We start from the raw sequence: 16,031 nt of genomic DNA on the forward strand, positions 1-16,031 counted from the left end.
AGATTTTTCGATAGACAAATTCTGTCATTTCTCTCCAAATCCCAATAGATTTTTTATGTAAGACGAATTGTATTATTAAGTGCCACACCTAAAGAAAAAGTCTTTTATTAACCGTTTCATCCCCATTCTCCTCTCTTTAGAAAGCGACCCTAACATATTGTTAGGGCCGCTTTTTTTATTTCTATTCTATTTCCATTACAAGTTTGCTTATTTCTTCATTAGGGTAGAAAATATTGCTCGAACCGAATATATTTTGTTTTGGAATAATATGTTCTACTGCAAAAACTGTTACTTCTCCTCGTTGTACTTCTCCAATAATCAACCCGAATATTTCATGATTTACAGCAAATGTCGGTTGTTTTGTTTGAAACAATCGTTCAGCTAGTGGAAGAACAGCCTCATATAATGGATTTCTGTCTGTTATTTCTTTACGTATTTTTGATGATAACGTAATAATAATTTCCTTTTCATTTACTGTGGTTCGATACATAGAAATCTCCCCTTCAATTCTTATATAAACAATTGTAACGCCTTATGTGCAAAATGAATAGAAAAAATCAATATTATTCCAGAAAATCATTGTACTTCCATATAAAGTGAAACTTTAATCAGTGGATTATTACTGCCCGTTAATGCGGGATAAATTAAACCAACAAACAAAGTTTAATCGATTAAAACCTGTCACAAGGGTCCTACAAAGCCCCCCCTACATCTTTCTACCTTTATATATTCGATATTTGAATGTAATATTCCTTGTTTTACACTTTTGATAACTTCCTTTATTATTCTTCTGCATATTTCTTTTCCACAGAGCAAAAACTATGTGAAATGAGAAAATAAGGAGGAGAAAACAATGGGTTCACCTGTAAACGATTTTGAAGAAGTGAAATTCCGCGTAGAAACTGCACAAAAGATGGTTGGTTCTGCGACAATCACAATGGATCCTGAATCATTGCAGCACGCTACAACTGCCGTTGAATCCGCTCGTTTGCAGCTTGAAACAATGAAAGAAGTAGCCACCGATTTAGATGCACCGTTTTTATTAGACCAAGAAGAAAAATTAGAAAGATGCGAGCACCAATTACACGAAGCAAAGAATTAAAAACATCCAGAGATCACTTCTCTGGATGTTTTTCTACGTAAGTCACCTTCATTTCCTATAATTTCGCACTCTACACAATACATTATATAAATCTTAATTAAAGAATATTTTAAATGCTATTTAAACATTTATACTTCACATATACAAGACACATCTCTTTCTGTAAATAAACGAATGTATTAGAAGGTTTATTTACGACTCAAGTATAAGTAGAAAGCCGGCTCAATACCGTTCTCTTGTATAATCATACAAATAGAAGTAATTCATATATCCATCCCCACCCGTATGTTTCCTTTATCTGTAATACTTTATTTCTATTATATTTGTATACCTATAACATCTTAATAATAGTAGATTAAGGAAATGAATATTTGTATACCTAATACCATCTTTACATCTAGATATTTATATACCCTTTTATAAAAAATTATGATAGATTAATAAAGTCACATACTTATTTTAAAGAAAGGAGATGAATAAAAGGTGAATAAAAAATGGTATGCTCCACTCGTAGCAGCCGGTTTATTCCTCACGCCGCTTATTGCACATGCTGCGAGCAGTGATACATTTACCCAAAATGACGGTGATGTTCATTACAATTGGGGATATGGTAGTCCAAAACCCGGCATTTCAGCAGACCACTTTACCGGTATTTTTAATCAATCAAAAAATTTATCAGCTGGAGACTACTTCATACATACGTTAGCGGACGATCGTATCAAAGTTTCTTTTGATGGAAAACAAGTGATTAATCGTTGGTATGATTCTGCTGGGCAAATTGATCGTGCACTTGTAACAAATGTAAAGGCAGGAACTCATAAGTTACAAACCACATTCTATGAAAATACTGGTCAAGCAGCAGTTTTTTCTGATATTGTTCCCTTTGACCATTGGTTAGCCTACTATTATCCAAATAAAACTTTAGAGGGCTATCCAGTAAACGCACAAATTATTGCTCCAACGGGAAAAGAAAAAAGACTGTTCCAAAACAACGGAATCGGTTCTCCAATGGCGAAAGTACCAGCAGATAACTTCTCTGCTCGATATACGACAGTAAAACGATTACCTGCTGGGGATTATGTTATTCGTGGAAAAGTAGACGATGGCGTTCGTGTTTTTATTGATGGAAGACTTGTTCTTGACCGTTGGGGACCTGGACAGTCACTAGAAGATGCTCGAAAAATTCATATTGATAACGGAACTGCTGCCGGAATATTTGGGGATACAACCGAAAAAGATACTCATCTAGTTGAAGTACAATACTTAGAAGAAGGCTGGGACAGTCAAGTAGACTTTCAAATTGAGCCTTATAGCAGTGCAGCGAAATCAACTAGTTGGCTCGGCGAATTCTATAATAACAAAGAGCTAAAAGGAGATGCTGTTGTTATCGGTGGAGATCAATCTTCGAAGAAGTTGAATACAATCAACTTTAATTGGGATTACAACTCTCCGCATCCAACTATCTCAAACGATAATTTTTCTGCCCGCTTTACTAAAGTAGATAAGTTTGAACAAGGTGAATATGTATTCACTGCTAAAGCAGATGATGGTGTACGTGTTTACATTGATAATAAGATGGTAATCGATTCTTGGATTGCTAGTGACAGTGAAACTCGCAAAGTAAAAATACCAATGTCGGCTGGAGAGCATAAAATTACTGTTGAATATTTGGAACAAGGCGGAAAAGCTAATCTTCAATTCGATTATAAAAAAGATCCTGGACCGTTTTATCAAACAGATGGGGATGTTCATTATAATTGGGGATACGGAAGTCCTACACCAGATCGTGCAGCAGACAATTTCACAGCAGTTTTTAATCAATCTAGAGAGCTAGCTGCTGGCGATTATTTTATACATACATTAGCTGATGACCGTGTCAAAGTTTCTTTTGATGGAAAACAAGTGATTGACCGCTGGTATGATTCTGCTGGACAAATTGACCGTGCTATCGTAACAAATGTACCACAAGGTAATCATAAAATTCGAACTGATTTCTATGAAAATAGTGGTCAAGCTGCTGTCTTTTCTGATATTGTACCATTTGATTCTTGGCTAGCTTATTATTATTCAAATACGAATTTAGATGGCTATCCTGTCGACGCAAAAGTACTAGCACCAGAAGGAAGCTTAAAACAACTTGCTGAGAATAATGGCTACGGTGCACCAACTTCTAAAGTACCAGCTGACAACTTCTCGGCTCGTTACACAACAGTAAAACGATTATCCGCTGGTGATTATGTCATTCGCGGCCGTGCTGATGATGGGATTCGTGTCTTTGTAGATGGTCAACTTGTTCTCGATCGTTGGGGTTCAGGAGAATTTTCAGAGTATGCGAAGAAAATTCATATTTCTGATGGTACTGCAGCCGGAATATTCGGTAAAACCAGTAAACCAGATACACATTTAGTTGAAGTACAATATTTAGAACAAACAGGTCAAAGTCGCGTAGAATTTAGTATTGAACCATACAGTACTGTACACTATCCGTCTACTTGGATCGGTGAAATCTATAACAATACGAACCTTCAAGGTAATTCTATTATTCTTGGCGGCACTAATGCCTTACAGAAAATTGAGAAGCTTAATTTCAACTGGAAAAATGGGTCTCCAAGCCCATTCATTCCAAATGATAACTTCTCAGCTCGCTTCACGAAAACAGAATACTTTGAAGGCGGAGACTATACATTCACAGCGAAAGCAGACGATGGTATTCGCGTTTATGTAGATGATCAACCTGTTATTAACTCTTGGCAATCAAGTAACAGCGATGTACGTAAAGGAAACATTTCTTTAACAAAAGGAAATCATAAGCTGCGCGTAGAGTATTTTGAAGGAGGCGGCTTAGCAAATCTTTCACTAGATTACTATATTGGTAAACCTTATGAAACGCTAGATTTACGTAAACCTTCAAAAGTAACTGCCGGAGAAATTGATAACTATATGAGCCGAAGAACGAATGGGACTAGCCCGCTTACCGGATATGGACAGGCCTTTATTGACGCACAAAATAAATACGGCGTGAATGCTCTCTTTTTAGCATCACATGCTATTTTAGAGTCTGGTTACGGCAAATCATTGATTGCCTACCGAAAACATAATCTATTTGGACTTCGCGCTGAAGATTCTGATCCATACGGTTTAGCTCGTTACTTCAATACGTTTAATGACAGTATTAATTATAATGCCGCTTACGTAAGAGCGTATTATTTAGAACCTGGAGATTGGCGCTATAAAGGAATTACAGTAACAGATATTAACGCTAACTATTCAACAGATACTGCCTGGGCAACTAAGATTGCGAACCTTATGGAAGAAATACATCCATATAACGGTTCTGAATATAACGGTGTAAATATCTTACCTAAAAATAATGAATCCGTTACCGATTCACATCAATTGCCAAAAGATATTCCTTTTACAAACTACGCAGCCAATACAAAAGGAAAAATGACAAAAACAACTGACGAGTTCCGTACAGAACCGTATCCATATAGTAATAATAAAAAATGGACACTACAGCAAGGAACAACCGTCGATGTACTGCGTAAAGATCCAAATAACTGGATTGAAGTTCGTGTTGGCAATCAAACAGGGTGGGTTCATGCAAACGATCTACAAGTAATTGAAAATAGAGATCCATTAAACGGAAAAGCAATTATCATCGATCCAGGTCATGGTGGTGTTGATGATGGTCATGCTGGTATCAATGACGGCATAACAGAAGACGAAGTTGTATTAGATGTTTCCTTACGTGTTCGTGATTTATTTAATCACAAATCACCGTTTAAAGTGTTATTAACTCGTGATTCGGATTGGCGCCCTGGTAATTCGGCTAAAGAATCACTTCAAAAACGAGTACAGTTTGCACAGCAAAATAACGGAGATATTTTTGTGAGTATTCACGCAAACGGCTACAATGGTACTGCAAATGGAACAGAAACATTCTATTGGCAATCTAGAAGTTCTGGAAATCCTAATACAGAAGAAAGCCGTGTACTAGCTGAAAAGATACAAAGTCGTCTCGTAGATGCACTGGAAACGAAAAACCGCGGTGTAAAAGATGGCGATTTATATGTTGTTCGTGAAAATACAATGCCTGCTATCCTTGCAGAACTCGCTTTCATTGACAATCCGAAAGAAAATGAAAAATTAGGTTCGGAATATTGGAGACAACGTGCTGCGGAAGCAATTTACTCTGGTATTTTAGATTACTATGAGTGGAAAGGTATCAACATTTCATCTTATCGCCTATAATGAAGCGGATTGTATTATAAAACGTAGAAATACGAAACAAAAAAGATGGCAAATGCCATCTTTTTTGTTTTCTATCAATCCTCCCAGTCTTTACATGCACATTAGTGAGAGAAAAAACTTTCGGCTTTGCAAAAAAAGATATAATTGTTCAAGACAGTTGTTTCCCATACTCTTGTAATTTTTCTCCTATCGTACATTGTCGAATGCAAAAGGAGTGAGCATAATACTTACTATGTTCTTTTCGAAAATGCTTCTGCAAAAAGCAATCATCGCAATATGTTTCTAATAAATCGTTTACTTTGGTAATTAACTGCTTACGATCCACTCCTTCTACACTCCTATTCTGTTATTTCTTTATGACTATCAATGTTCGTTCCTTCCAATGCTTGCGTTGCTAATTGATGCGCTTCTTTATTTTGTTTTCGAGAAACAGGTTCACATACTAATTTTATCTTCAGCTGTTTTGCTTTTTGTTCAATTTGATCTAAGTAATGAATTAAATGCTCCTCATAACATGGCCATTCACCCGCTAATTGTTGGAGAACGACTTGAGAATCACCACGAAGTATAACCGATTCATACTTAACCCCTAGCTCTTCCAATATGTTCATTCCATATAATAACGCTGCATATTCCGCTTCATTATTATCATCAATTCCTTCTATGTACGCATTGCGGCGAATTCGATACATTTTCCCTTGCTTCTTATAATAAATACTTACTCCCACTCCCGCTTCTTTCGTCTCAATATCATATCCTCCATCAAAATATAGCGTAATATCTTGTGGCTCTTCTTCAACTTGCTTACTCAGTTTCTTAACTTCTTTTAACGTCCACTCTACTCCCATTTCATCATGAAATAACAATTCCTTCGCTCTGCCTGTTTTTTCAAAATCCGCTGCGAACTGTATTGCCTCTTCTAAATGAAAGAAGTCTGATTCTAGGTTAGTCTCTAAACCATGTTTTGTTCGATATAACCAAGTAATTTTATATTTCATAATGCTCCCCCTTATATATATAAAACCCATGCACGTTCACACTACATATTATGCTCTTATTTTATCCTATTTTATCTATGCGGACAGTATTCTATTCGAAATTCATTTATCTCTATAAACAAAAGTTAAAAATCTTTTTTAGGCGGATGAGTGTATCTAGCCGTACATAGCAGCGACTTATCTATTGCAAAATAAAAATGGATTTATAATCCAGCGCAAGATTTTTCATCCTCATATACAAGATGACACAAGTAAAATAAATAAGAGTTGCCACGATAAAGTGAACAACTCTCTGATGAATCTTACACAAATTTCTCAAACTGCACTCGTTTGTTAATAAAATACATAACAGGTCCTCCGATTACCATTACAACAAACTCACCAATCGCACATGTTAACCATGTAAACAAAAATGGTAAATCAAATGCAAGATGGAGCTCAATCGCAATGATAAACATTGTAAAGGTAAAGACCACTGTATTAAAGATCATTCGTGCCCATATCCCTTTTATAAAACGCATCGAAACGATTGTACAAAGCAAGGCGATAATAGATTGTCCCACTCCAAATACAAGATCATATGCAATCATTGGTGAGAAAAAGAGGTTTGCTAAAAATACCCCTAACACAATTCCGTAAATATATTTTTTATTGAACACAATAAGATGATTAAACATTTCTGAAATACGAAATTGAATATTCGTAAAACCAAAAGGTTGAATAAGCATAGTAACAGCAATATATAGTGCCGCTAAAATCCCATTACCAACAAGTGTCTTAACTTTCATTATACGATCTCCTTAGTTTTTTTACGTGGGATGGTTACGAACCACGCGGGTATTTTAATAAACAAAATTAAATTATAATTATTATTTAAATCCAAGTCAATATAGCAAACGCTATCCTTTTGTTTTTACAGGACGTATAATAAAAACATGAAAGATTTAGGAGGTTTGTTCATGACAGCAATGATTCAAAACGAAAAAAGGAATTCAAATGTTAAAAGCGAATGAAATATTTACATGTTGCTATAGTATTACAATCAGTTAATTGGAGGGTTTTAGTTTGATTGAAGTGTACATTGATGGTGCATCAAAAGGAAACCCTGGCCCTTCCGGCGCTGGGGTTTTTATTAAAGGGGTTCAGCCGCCTGTACAGCTGGCTGTTCCGCTTGGAATGATGAGCAACCATGAAGCAGAGTATCATGCATTACTTACTGCATTAAAATATTGCACCGAACATAATTATAAAATTGTATCGTTTCGAACAGATTCGCAACTTGTAGAACGAGCGGTTGAAAAACAATATGTGAAAAATCCATTATATGCACCACTTTTAGATGAGGCACTAAAAATGATCCAGCAATTTGATCTCTTTTTTATAAAGTGGATTCCAAGCAGCCAAAATAAAGCAGCCGATGAATTAGCACGAAAAGCTATACAAAAAAACGAACGGAGGTAGTGGATTGAAAAAAGAGTGGATTGCTCCTCTCGCTTTATTGTTTGTTGCTTTCATTTGGGGAGCTACATTTGTTGTCGTTCAAAATGCCATGTCATTTGTCGGGCCATTTTCTTTTAATGGTGTACGTTTTTTATTAGCTGGAATGATTTTATCCATCATTCAGCTCATCTCTATGAAAAGAATACCTATTACATACATAGGCTATAGTAGCGGTGCTGGTATGATAGTAGGATTCTTTTTATTCGTTGGGTATTTACTACAAACATTTGGTTTATTATATACAACCTCTTCTAAAGCCGGATTTTTAACAGGCCTCAGCATTGTTATGGTACCCATTTTATCGTTTATCTTTTTAAAGCAAAAAGCAAATCTATTTATCATACTCGGAATTACAGCAGCTACAATTGGATTATTTCTATTAACAGCTGGAGATGCTTTTCAATTCAATATGGGAGATATCCTTATCTTAGGTTGTGCTGTAGCATTTGCTGCTCATATCCTTGTAAATGGATTCTTTTCAAAAAAAATATCTCCGTTATTATTAAGTACAACACAAATATTAGCGGTAGGACTATTCTCTTCTATTTGTGCATTTCTGTTTGAAGATTGGGAGAAATTATTTTCGATATCATTATGGACAAATCGCTCATTTTTATTTGCACTATTGTTAACATCACTTTTTGCAACTTCCCTTGCATTTTTTATTCAAACAACAGCGCAAAAATATATATCGCCTTCCCGCGTTGCAATTATTTTTGCAATGGAACCCGTCTTTGCAGCAATAACAGGTGTTCTTGTTGCAAATGAGCAATTATCAATATCCGCCATCATTGGGTGTATTTGTATTTTCTTAGGCATGATCTTTGTAGAACTACCAAATAAACGAAAAAAAGAAGCGCAGGCTGCGTAAAGTTATGATTGCAACTTCCGCAAAAAAGCCATCGCGCTTTTTTTATTGGTAATTTCCTCTTCTTTCAACCGTTCTAGCAAAGCGATAAAATAACTACCATCAAACTGTAATTGATGCTTAATGGTCGCTTCAATTGCCGCATTCACAATTCCATCAGATGAACCTGTATAGCCTTGGCCAAACATAATAAATCCTTGGGCATCCTCTGATAATTTAAACCCTTTCGTATGTAAGAATGAAAGATAGTCTTGAACTGTTTGCATTATTTCCCCACCTAAATTCAAAAATTCTACCTTTCCTATCATACATGTTTTCTGACACAATGAGAATGAAATTTCTTTGACAACTCCTTTAGAACCTTTTTTTCCTCAAAAAAATAAAGTGAAACCTCTAAGTTTCACTTTATTTCTCAGCCGCTCTTTACTCAATTACTCGCTGCGCTATATGATAAATGTCTTTTTTCAATTTTTTCTTCAATTTCTCTTATGTTTTCTTTATCATTCAATAATAATTGTTTATTTTCTATTAATAACTGTTTAATGGATTTTCTTATTTTTTTTCGCATATCAATCTTCCTCCTTCATTATTACAAGTGAGATCCCCCGCCTATCTTCTTCGATTCTCTTTGAATCTTCAAAAGGGTGAGCCCATGCATACAGGATAAAAAATTTTATTTATATAAAAGATAAATAATTATCTGTATTGTTGTAATAATAAAAGATTCATGTGAAATCCATTTGAATTTGAAATGAAAACTACGTATATTTTTACAATCGTTTAAAATGTATATCGTTCTTCTATTCAAACGTAAACTTGCCAACAGCAAAGCTATTTTCTATAACATATTTACAAGCATTTCCGGCCTGCCCCAGTTCATTTGCTTACAAACGAATTGTATTTTTTCCTTATCAATTGTGTGATAAGCTTCTTCTAATTGGCACGAAATTGGTACTTCACAATGAATTTGTGCAAGTTGTAGTGACACGTGCAAATTGTCTAAGTCACTCTCAATCTTTGTACGCTGTGCTTTTGTTAATGATGTAATGTTTTCCAAAACACCCGCAACTGTTCCATGCTCTTGAATAATCTTATAAGCTGTCTTTTCACCAATGCCTTTAACACCTGGATAGTTGTCACTTGAATCACCCATAAATGCCTTTGCATGAACAATTTGCCACGGCTCTATACCTTTTTCTTCCATGATTTTTCCAGGTGTGTAAAATTCATAATTTCCAATTCCTTTACGAAGAAGCATGACTGTCGTTTTTGTATCAACTAGCTGTAGTAAATCTGTATCACCTGTTAAAATAAACACTTCTGCTTCATGTTGATACATTTTTGCTAATGTTCCAATACAGTCATCAGCTTCATATCCTTTCATACCAATAACCGGAATCGATAAATGTGCAGTCATTTCTTGCACTAGATCAAATTGTGGAATTAATTCTTCTGGCGGTGCTCCGCGATTCGCCTTATAGTTTGAAAACGCTTCTGTTCGAAACGTTGTACTCCCCATATCCCAGCACGTTACAATATGAGTCGGTTCAATTGTACTAGCTGCTGTTAATAAATGCTTCATATAACCATGAATCCCGTTTGTCGGAATACCATCTTGTCTTTTCATAAATTGTCCGTACACACTGGTTGCATAAAAGGCACGAAATAACAATGCCATACCATCTACTAATAATACTTTTTTCATAATTCATCTCCTAATGACAAAAATAAAAACCTCACGTCATGACGCAAGGTTGTATAATCAAATAATGATTGTAATTGTTATTATACAATGATTTGCTTTATTTAGCATCCATAAATATTACTTACAACATTGATGTAATAATTCCACATACGTATTATTTCCTGTGGAAACAACAACCGCTTTTGCTGTTCCGCTAACAATTTGAGTACCTTGATAGCATAAATTTTCAAGACAAAGTGGATTATAATCTTTTATACGTTTTAACGGCATAAATCGTTTTTTTTCAATGTGATAACAGCTTTCATACTTTTCCACAAGCATCTCTTTTCCTGTTAAAGGAGATTCATCAACTAGTACATCTTTTGCGTAAATAATGCGAGCGTCAGCTGGTACAGTATCACCAGCTGACAGGCAAATCACATCTCCTGGTACCAATTCTTCTATTGGAATATTCATCATTTCAGAATTTGTATCTATCCCGTTCACTTTATCATTTGCTACTCTTAAAACAGTAACTGTTTTTATTGTTATTGCGTTCGTTGGGTTTGCTTCCTTTTCGAAGAGATTTACTTTTCCCATCAATTTCATCATAATATGAGTCAACATCACTTTTTTATTCACATATCGTTCATTTTTCCCATATTGTACAATACGTCTTTTTGCCTCTTTAACAGAAAGGCCATTTCTTGTTGTTTTAAAATAAGCATACACAGATTTTACATCTCGAATAGCAACTTCCATCAGCATTTCATTATTCTTCTGTAAAACCTCTTGTACTTTTATCGTTTTTTTATGAGTTATATTATTTATAATTCCCTCTCGTTTGTTTACATATAACATCGTCCGTCTCCTCCTTCGCACATGCAGGAAGAAGCTCATTGTTTCTCAATTTATCTATTTATAGATATAGAGGGAGGAACAAGTCGTTTCCTACCTACATTACACATTCTATTTTCGAAATACCTGGGTAACGGAACCGAGTCCGAAGCTGACATTGCTCCTCACCTCCTCATATGATTATTTTTAACTATATATAACAAATACACCTTAATTAAAAAGACCTTTACCCAAGAGCGGGTAAAGGTCTGAACATACATAAATAAGCAACGCTTAATACAACTACATATTATGTAGCCTATATTAAAAACAATTGCACCTCTCCCTCGCCGAGCTTTAGCACTGTATAGCATAGGTTCTTAACCAGCTACATTAAAAAAGACCTTAATTCGATCATTCTTGTTGACCCATTGGCGTCTCTCGACATTTTTGGGCAGTAGCATTTCTCTATACAGGAGCCTCACCTAACAGAGACATATTTAGTTACAAGAAAAATGTTACTCCTATTTAAAATAGATGTCAACACTTTGCATTCAAACTTTTCCTTATTACAACAAGTATTTTATAGAAAATACTTTAGGACAAGAACACTCTAATACTAATTGTTTAAGGTCTTTTAATATGTTAAACACCCAGCAATCACAATTCCGATGGAAATTGATAAAAACATAAGGAAAAGTCCGACAGCCTGGTTATCTTCTTCGATACTTTGATTAATGTTGAAACGCGGTGTGAACCATTCGGCTAAATAAAACACAACGATTTGTGCAAAAACTCCAATCGCTCCCCATAAAACCATATCCATTAGTGAAACAGAATGGGCAGCAGTAGAATACAAGACGATAGCAAGACCAACAAGTCTTCCTCCAAGTGCGTAGCTTGCTGCTCGATTCCCTTTAGCCATTAATGAAAATTCCTTCACTTTTGTTGTCACTTCCATAAGAAACAAACCAATACATAAAAGACCGAGTGAAACCCCTAAATAAAGTAAAAAGTTCATCATTTATAATCCTCCTTCTTAATCCCTACAGGTAAATAATAAGATTCATTCCCCGTAATTTTTTCACCGGCACGTATACCAACACTACTTGGTTTCCCAGCAATTAAAAACGACCCAAACACATACGATAGTTCCTCGTCCCCTTTTTCAGTCTCAAGAGAAACAACTGGAAGCGTTATATACTTTTGGAATACGGGAAGTTCTTTTTTATACGTTTGATATGAATTTTGAATCATAATGCTCGTGTCTTTGTCACGAATTGTAACCGTGTCACCTTCTCTGCCGAACGAAGGTTTTTGAACAAAAGAACTTTTTCCTAAAAATAAATCTGGTTCTAAGTAAGTAGGAAGCATATATTCTTTAATCCATTGTCGTTCTTCATTTGTATAAAAAGCACCTATCTCAGCTAATCCCCAAATCAAGCATTGAATCGATTTCGGCTGAAGTAAAAAGGATGAAACAGGATTTATTATAAAAAGCTTTCCTTTCTCTACAAGTTGCAATAACTCGATCCCTACAAGGTCCCCGGTTTTAGGATCCCGGTCCTCAACTAAATCTTCGATAGGATATGTTTGACGATATAAAATATCAATTGACACACCGTCTCTGTCGACCAAAGCATCTTCAGTAATTCTAAGTTCTGATATTGACACCATTTTGTTTTTCACCTGACATAGCTGACTCAAATACATAGTAGTATTCCAATCCTCTACATGTTCATGATGGGCTGTGAAAACAACGTTTGGCATTTCTATTCCTTTAGCAGCTTCCATTACTGCTTTTGTGATACCAGAAGAAAGAAGAAGTTCCTGACTCTCGTTTGGGTCATGATAATTGAATTCTTTGCATACTATGCCATTCATTTGGAAGCATTCCACAATAAAAGTTGGGGTATCACTATTAAACTCAAGCATTTTGATACGACCATCCGTCAAAGCAAAATCAAACCGTGAAATAACAGATTCTGGAAACAATGATTTCATTCTGATAAAAGGCAGACTTGAAGATGGAAAACCCAGTTCAAGAAGTTGATCATCACCCAAGGTCCGAAGAAGACTAGCAGTCTTAAAAAATACTTTTCCCATTCGTTCTGTTGCTAATTGCAACTGCTCAATAGTTTGTTCGGTTATTTCAAAAATATGAAAAAGGCTATACTCACTCCCGTATAAATCAGACCAAAAGTGAGGAAATCTCGAATAAAATTTACTTCGCTCTTTTATGTAAAACGACATGATTTAACCTCCGGATCCGCCTTTTGAACCGCTTCCAATTCCTCCTTTAAAATTAGACGAAGATTGATAGGATTTAAATTCAGGTGAATTTTTGAAAGTTGATTTATTTTGATAATAATTACCACTGTAATAATAATGCCCACGATAACTTGAATGATTGTCATCACATCGCCACACCCCAAGTTCATCATCAAAGTCCCAATCGGAACAACTTCTATCATTTGGTTTTGGAGGGAGATCTTTTGTACAGCTGGATAAAGTGCCGGCCATTAAAGAAGTAAGGACACCTGTTACTAACAATTTTGTTTTTGTCACCTTTCCACGCTCCTTATATATTATATTTCTATTATAAAAGAACTCATGATAAAATAGAAGAAAAAGGAAGAGGGATTACGATTGCGGTTAGAATATCGACTCAATGACCAAGCTAAACAATATCCTGCCTTATGGAACTATCCGGATATTTCTATCTCTGAAACCGTCGCAAGGATGACTTGTGAGTATTTCATTAAAGAAGGGGATACGTATGCCGTAACAGCAACCGCGATGGACTCTGATGGAACAGCAGTTTTATATGTCAAAAAAGAAAAGTTCTTTGACGATTCTTTAGAAACAATATATTCCCATATAGGTTTTGAGATTAGAGAACTACAAGGAGTAAATTCGATTTTAATAGAAAGTAAAGATGTATGGAATCATGAGGAAATTTTAACATATCTCCATTCAGATGTTTTGTATGTTCAAAGGGACGGAGTATTAATGGAATTTGCCTTAGACTCTAGGGAGATTGATGAAGATCGAAAATGCTATGTTTATTATGGAGAATTTACAGGCGAATGTAGGTAACATTACAAAGTCCCGTACCATCCTTTCAAATAAAATAAAAACCTTACGTATAAAACGTAAGGTTTTTTTATAGCCCCACATATGCCGTTCTCTTCTAGATGTCCATAAACCCGCTCTCGCAGGTGGATGTTCTCAAAAATGCTTTCATCTTCCTTCTTAAAAAGATGGCTTGATGGCCACATTTTAATATTGAACTTCCGTATTACTATCATTGGTTTAAGACATACACAAGCTACGTACATCGTAGGCAGTAATTATTAATTGTAAGTATAAATAGAACCCCCGCACGTGCCGTCTCTTGTAAATGTCCAAAAACCCGCTACTCGCAGGTGGATGTTCTCACAGTTGCCTTCATCTTCCTTCTCAAAGAAAGGCATGATGTTGGCCTCTAAATATCGAACTTCCGTATTACTATCATCGGTTTTAGACATAAATAAGTTACGCACACCGCAGGATGTTTTATTTATTTGTCGTTATCTTATCACATTGTTTGCAACATGTAAAATATATTATTTTTTTAGTATTTCTTGTTTGTGCCCTTATTGTAATACAAATTTTTTTAAGGTGCAATAGGCTACTGTTTTTCTTTCACAATTATATTTTCAGGATAAGAAATCCAATCACTCCAGCTACCTACATATAACTTTACATTTGTAAAACCAGCCATTTTTAATGTTAATACGTTTGGACACGCCGTTACACCAGATCCGCAATAGACAATCGTTTCTTTCGTTTTATCAAGATGGATAAAGCGATCTTCTTGTTCCTTTTGCTCCTTAAAAGCACCAAACTCTGTGACTCCATCTTTCCAAAAATAATTTTGCGCAGTTGGAATGTGACCAGCTGCTTTATCAACTAATTCTTCTAATCCTGCATAACGCTTTGGTTCTCGCGAATCAAGCAATGCTATATCTGCATGTTTGCTAATTTTAGCTTGCAGCTCTTCCATTGTTGCAACAGCATTATGTTCTATGGAAGGAACAAATGTCTTCGATGCAAAAACTGGCATTTCATTCATTACTTCAAAATTTTGTTCCTTCCACGCTGGAAAACCGCCATTTAACACATATGCTTTGTTATGCCCAAGATATGTTAAGAGCCACCATAAACGAGAAGCCATTGCTCCGCCTTGACTATCATACGCCACAACTGTCGTATGTTCATCAATCCCAGCTTGTGAAAGCTTTTGTACAAATTCTTCTATATTCGGAAGAGGATGACGTCCCCCATGCTTTGTAACCGGACTAGATAAATCTTTATTTAAATCAAAATAGAGCGCAAACGGAATATGTGCTTCATTATATTGTTCTCTTCCCCAATTTGGGTTCGCTAGATCAAAACGGCAATCGATAATTCGAACCTGCTCATCTTGTATATGTTCGTGTAACCATTCGGCTGTAACGATCATACTTAACGACCTTCTTTCTCTTTTAAACGTCCTACGTATTCCATTACCATTTCTTCTGTTACAATCTTACGCTGCTGTGCAATACCGTGTTTTGCTAGTTCATTAATTTGTTTTGTTACCATATTAATTACATCAACAGAGAAAGGTTTCTCATTTAACGCAAGTGATACAGCCGCTTCAATCGCCGCTTCACGCTGAGCATCTAACTGTAGAAATGCTTTTACCACTTCATTTTGTTTACGAGAATGCGCTGTAATTGCTACATGTACTTCCATGTTCTC

Annotated in this window: 18 protein-coding genes, 2 other RNA genes and 2 riboswitches; of the genes, 5 read left to right on the plus strand and 15 right to left on the minus strand. The window is 35.5% G+C overall.

The features are described 5' to 3' along the window. Nucleotides 1-181 precede the first annotated feature (181 nt). The gene (locus tag H280_RS0102460; RefSeq protein WP_020059528.1) at nt 182-490 is read right to left on the minus strand and encodes a hypothetical protein; all 309 of its coding nucleotides are present in this window, start codon (nt 488-490) and stop codon (nt 182-184) included. A 363-nt stretch (nt 491-853) separates the two neighbouring features. Here H280_RS0102460 and H280_RS0102465 point away from each other — a divergent pair, with 363 nt between their 5' ends. Next, nucleotides 854-1,102: a DUF2564 family protein gene (locus tag H280_RS0102465; protein ID WP_020059529.1), complete on the plus strand. Its 249-nt coding sequence runs from the start codon at nt 854-856 to the stop codon at nt 1,100-1,102. A 483-nt stretch (nt 1,103-1,585) separates the two neighbouring features. Next, the gene (locus H280_RS24340) at nt 1,586-5,356 is read left to right on the plus strand and encodes a PA14 domain-containing protein (protein ID WP_020059530.1); all 3,771 of its coding nucleotides are present in this window, start codon (nt 1,586-1,588) and stop codon (nt 5,354-5,356) included. A gap of 148 nt (nt 5,357-5,504) precedes the next feature. Here H280_RS24340 and H280_RS24600 read toward each other — a convergent pair whose 3' ends face one another. The 3 genes from H280_RS24600 to H280_RS0102495 form a co-directional block, all read right to left on the minus strand. Further along, entirely contained in the window at nt 5,505-5,681 is a 177-nt protein-coding gene (locus H280_RS24600) for a zinc-finger domain-containing protein (RefSeq protein WP_020059531.1), read from the minus strand. A 13-nt stretch (nt 5,682-5,694) separates the two neighbouring features. Next, complete coding sequence (locus H280_RS0102490) at nt 5,695-6,354, minus strand: ribonuclease H family protein (protein WP_020059532.1); 660 nt, start codon at nt 6,352-6,354, stop codon at nt 5,695-5,697. Nucleotides 6,355-6,656: 302 nt separating this feature from the next. Continuing rightward, on the minus strand, nt 6,657-7,142 hold the full coding sequence (locus H280_RS0102495) for a QueT transporter family protein (protein WP_020059533.1): 486 nt from the start codon (nt 7,140-7,142) through the stop codon (nt 6,657-6,659). A 6-nt stretch (nt 7,143-7,148) separates the two neighbouring features. Beyond that, a riboswitch (PreQ1 riboswitch) is annotated at nt 7,149-7,193 on the minus strand. A 226-nt stretch (nt 7,194-7,419) separates the two neighbouring features. Between H280_RS0102495 and H280_RS0102500 the strand changes: the two genes are divergently transcribed. Next, nucleotides 7,420-7,815 carry a reverse transcriptase-like protein gene (locus H280_RS0102500; RefSeq protein WP_020059534.1) on the plus strand — a complete coding sequence of 132 codons (396 nt, stop codon included), beginning with the start codon at nt 7,420-7,422 and terminating at the stop codon, nt 7,813-7,815. Between the two features lie 4 nt (nt 7,816-7,819). Continuing rightward, nucleotides 7,820-8,725: a DMT family transporter gene (locus tag H280_RS0102505; RefSeq protein ID WP_020059535.1), complete on the plus strand. Its 906-nt coding sequence runs from the start codon at nt 7,820-7,822 to the stop codon at nt 8,723-8,725. Between the two features lie 2 nt (nt 8,726-8,727). Here the strand turns inward: H280_RS0102505 and H280_RS0102510 are convergent, their stop codons facing one another. The 7 genes from H280_RS0102510 to H280_RS0102540 all read right to left on the minus strand — a co-directional run bounded on the left by H280_RS0102510 (nt 8,728) and on the right by H280_RS0102540 (nt 13,811). Continuing rightward, nucleotides 8,728-8,988 carry a DUF6123 family protein gene (locus H280_RS0102510; protein ID WP_020059536.1) on the minus strand — a complete coding sequence of 87 codons (261 nt, stop codon included), beginning with the start codon at nt 8,986-8,988 and terminating at the stop codon, nt 8,728-8,730. Nucleotides 8,989-9,149: 161 nt separating this feature from the next. Further along, entirely contained in the window at nt 9,150-9,290 is a 141-nt protein-coding gene (locus tag H280_RS24605) for an FbpB family small basic protein (protein ID WP_020059537.1), read from the minus strand. Nucleotides 9,291-9,560: 270 nt separating this feature from the next. Further along, nucleotides 9,561-10,427 carry a 5'-3' exonuclease gene (locus H280_RS0102520; RefSeq protein ID WP_020059538.1) on the minus strand — a complete coding sequence of 289 codons (867 nt, stop codon included), beginning with the start codon at nt 10,425-10,427 and terminating at the stop codon, nt 9,561-9,563. A gap of 117 nt (nt 10,428-10,544) precedes the next feature. After that, entirely contained in the window at nt 10,545-11,267 is a 723-nt protein-coding gene (locus H280_RS0102525) for a P-type ATPase (RefSeq protein WP_020059539.1), read from the minus strand. Between the two features lie 310 nt (nt 11,268-11,577). After that, nucleotides 11,578-11,743: riboswitch (M-box (ykoK) riboswitch) on the minus strand. A 137-nt stretch (nt 11,744-11,880) separates the two neighbouring features. After that, on the minus strand, nt 11,881-12,267 hold the full coding sequence (locus H280_RS0102530; RefSeq protein WP_020059540.1) for a DUF350 domain-containing protein: 387 nt from the start codon (nt 12,265-12,267) through the stop codon (nt 11,881-11,883). Next, nucleotides 12,264-13,496: a glutathionylspermidine synthase family protein gene (locus tag H280_RS0102535; protein WP_020059541.1), complete on the minus strand. Its 1,233-nt coding sequence runs from the start codon at nt 13,494-13,496 to the stop codon at nt 12,264-12,266. Before H280_RS0102535 ends, H280_RS0102530 begins: the two co-directional genes overlap by 4 nt. Before the next feature lie 3 nt (nt 13,497-13,499). Then, nucleotides 13,500-13,811 (minus strand): hypothetical protein, encoded by a 312-nt coding sequence (locus tag H280_RS0102540; RefSeq protein WP_020059542.1) that lies wholly within the window; start codon nt 13,809-13,811, stop codon nt 13,500-13,502. 81 nt (nt 13,812-13,892) lie between these two features. Between H280_RS0102540 and H280_RS0102545 the strand changes: the two genes are divergently transcribed. Then, nucleotides 13,893-14,342: a hypothetical protein gene (locus H280_RS0102545; RefSeq protein ID WP_020059543.1), complete on the plus strand. Its 450-nt coding sequence runs from the start codon at nt 13,893-13,895 to the stop codon at nt 14,340-14,342. Nucleotides 14,343-14,410: 68 nt separating this feature from the next. Here H280_RS0102545 and ssrS (H280_RS24610) read toward each other — a convergent pair. The 4 genes from ssrS (H280_RS24610) to H280_RS0102555 all read right to left on the minus strand — a co-directional run bounded on the left by ssrS (H280_RS24610) (nt 14,411) and on the right by H280_RS0102555 (nt 16,025). Further along, a non-coding RNA gene (gene ssrS / locus H280_RS24610) (6S RNA) lies at nt 14,411-14,595 on the minus strand. Between the two features lie 22 nt (nt 14,596-14,617). After that, nucleotides 14,618-14,801: non-coding RNA, 6S RNA (gene ssrS / locus H280_RS24615), on the minus strand. A gap of 115 nt (nt 14,802-14,916) precedes the next feature. Beyond that, a complete protein-coding gene (locus tag H280_RS0102550) occupies nt 14,917-15,750 on the minus strand; it encodes a sulfurtransferase (protein WP_020059544.1) in 834 nt (277 codons plus the stop codon). A 2-nt stretch (nt 15,751-15,752) separates the two neighbouring features. Further along, nucleotides 15,753-16,025, minus strand: a complete 273-nt coding sequence (locus H280_RS0102555; protein ID WP_020059545.1) for a DUF2533 family protein — start codon at nt 16,023-16,025, stop codon at nt 15,753-15,755. Between the last annotated feature and the right edge of the window lie 6 nt (nt 16,026-16,031).

The sequence above is a fragment of the Bacillus sp. 123MFChir2 genome (assembly GCF_000383235.1).
Lineage (GTDB): Bacteria > Bacillota > Bacilli > Bacillales > Bacillaceae_G > Bacillus_A.

What these genes read in the sequence shown, in the direction of transcription:
- H280_RS0102460 (WP_020059528.1), bottom strand. Translation starts at nt 490, where the DNA reads ATGTATCGAACCACAGTAAATGAAAAGGAAATTATTATTACGTTATCA.
- H280_RS0102465 (WP_020059529.1), top strand. Translation starts at nt 854, where the DNA reads ATGGGTTCACCTGTAAACGATTTTGAAGAAGTGAAATTCCGCGTAGAA.
- H280_RS0102490 (WP_020059532.1), bottom strand. Translation starts at nt 6,354, where the DNA reads ATGAAATATAAAATTACTTGGTTATATCGAACAAAACATGGTTTAGAG.
- H280_RS0102495 (WP_020059533.1), bottom strand. Translation starts at nt 7,142, where the DNA reads ATGAAAGTTAAGACACTTGTTGGTAATGGGATTTTAGCGGCACTATAT.
- H280_RS0102510 (WP_020059536.1), bottom strand. Translation starts at nt 8,988, where the DNA reads ATGCAAACAGTTCAAGACTATCTTTCATTCTTACATACGAAAGGGTTT.
- H280_RS24605 (WP_020059537.1), bottom strand. Translation starts at nt 9,290, where the DNA reads ATGCGAAAAAAAATAAGAAAATCCATTAAACAGTTATTAATAGAAAAT.
- H280_RS0102520 (WP_020059538.1), bottom strand. Translation starts at nt 10,427, where the DNA reads ATGAAAAAAGTATTATTAGTAGATGGTATGGCATTGTTATTTCGTGCC.
- H280_RS0102525 (WP_020059539.1), bottom strand. Translation starts at nt 11,267, where the DNA reads ATGTTATATGTAAACAAACGAGAGGGAATTATAAATAATATAACTCAT.
- H280_RS0102530 (WP_020059540.1), bottom strand. Translation starts at nt 12,267, where the DNA reads ATGATGAACTTTTTACTTTATTTAGGGGTTTCACTCGGTCTTTTATGT.
- H280_RS0102535 (WP_020059541.1), bottom strand. Translation starts at nt 13,496, where the DNA reads ATGTCGTTTTACATAAAAGAGCGAAGTAAATTTTATTCGAGATTTCCT.
- H280_RS0102550 (WP_020059544.1), bottom strand. Translation starts at nt 15,750, where the DNA reads ATGATCGTTACAGCCGAATGGTTACACGAACATATACAAGATGAGCAG.
- H280_RS0102555 (WP_020059545.1), bottom strand. Translation starts at nt 16,025, where the DNA reads ATGGAAGTACATGTAGCAATTACAGCGCATTCTCGTAAACAAAATGAA.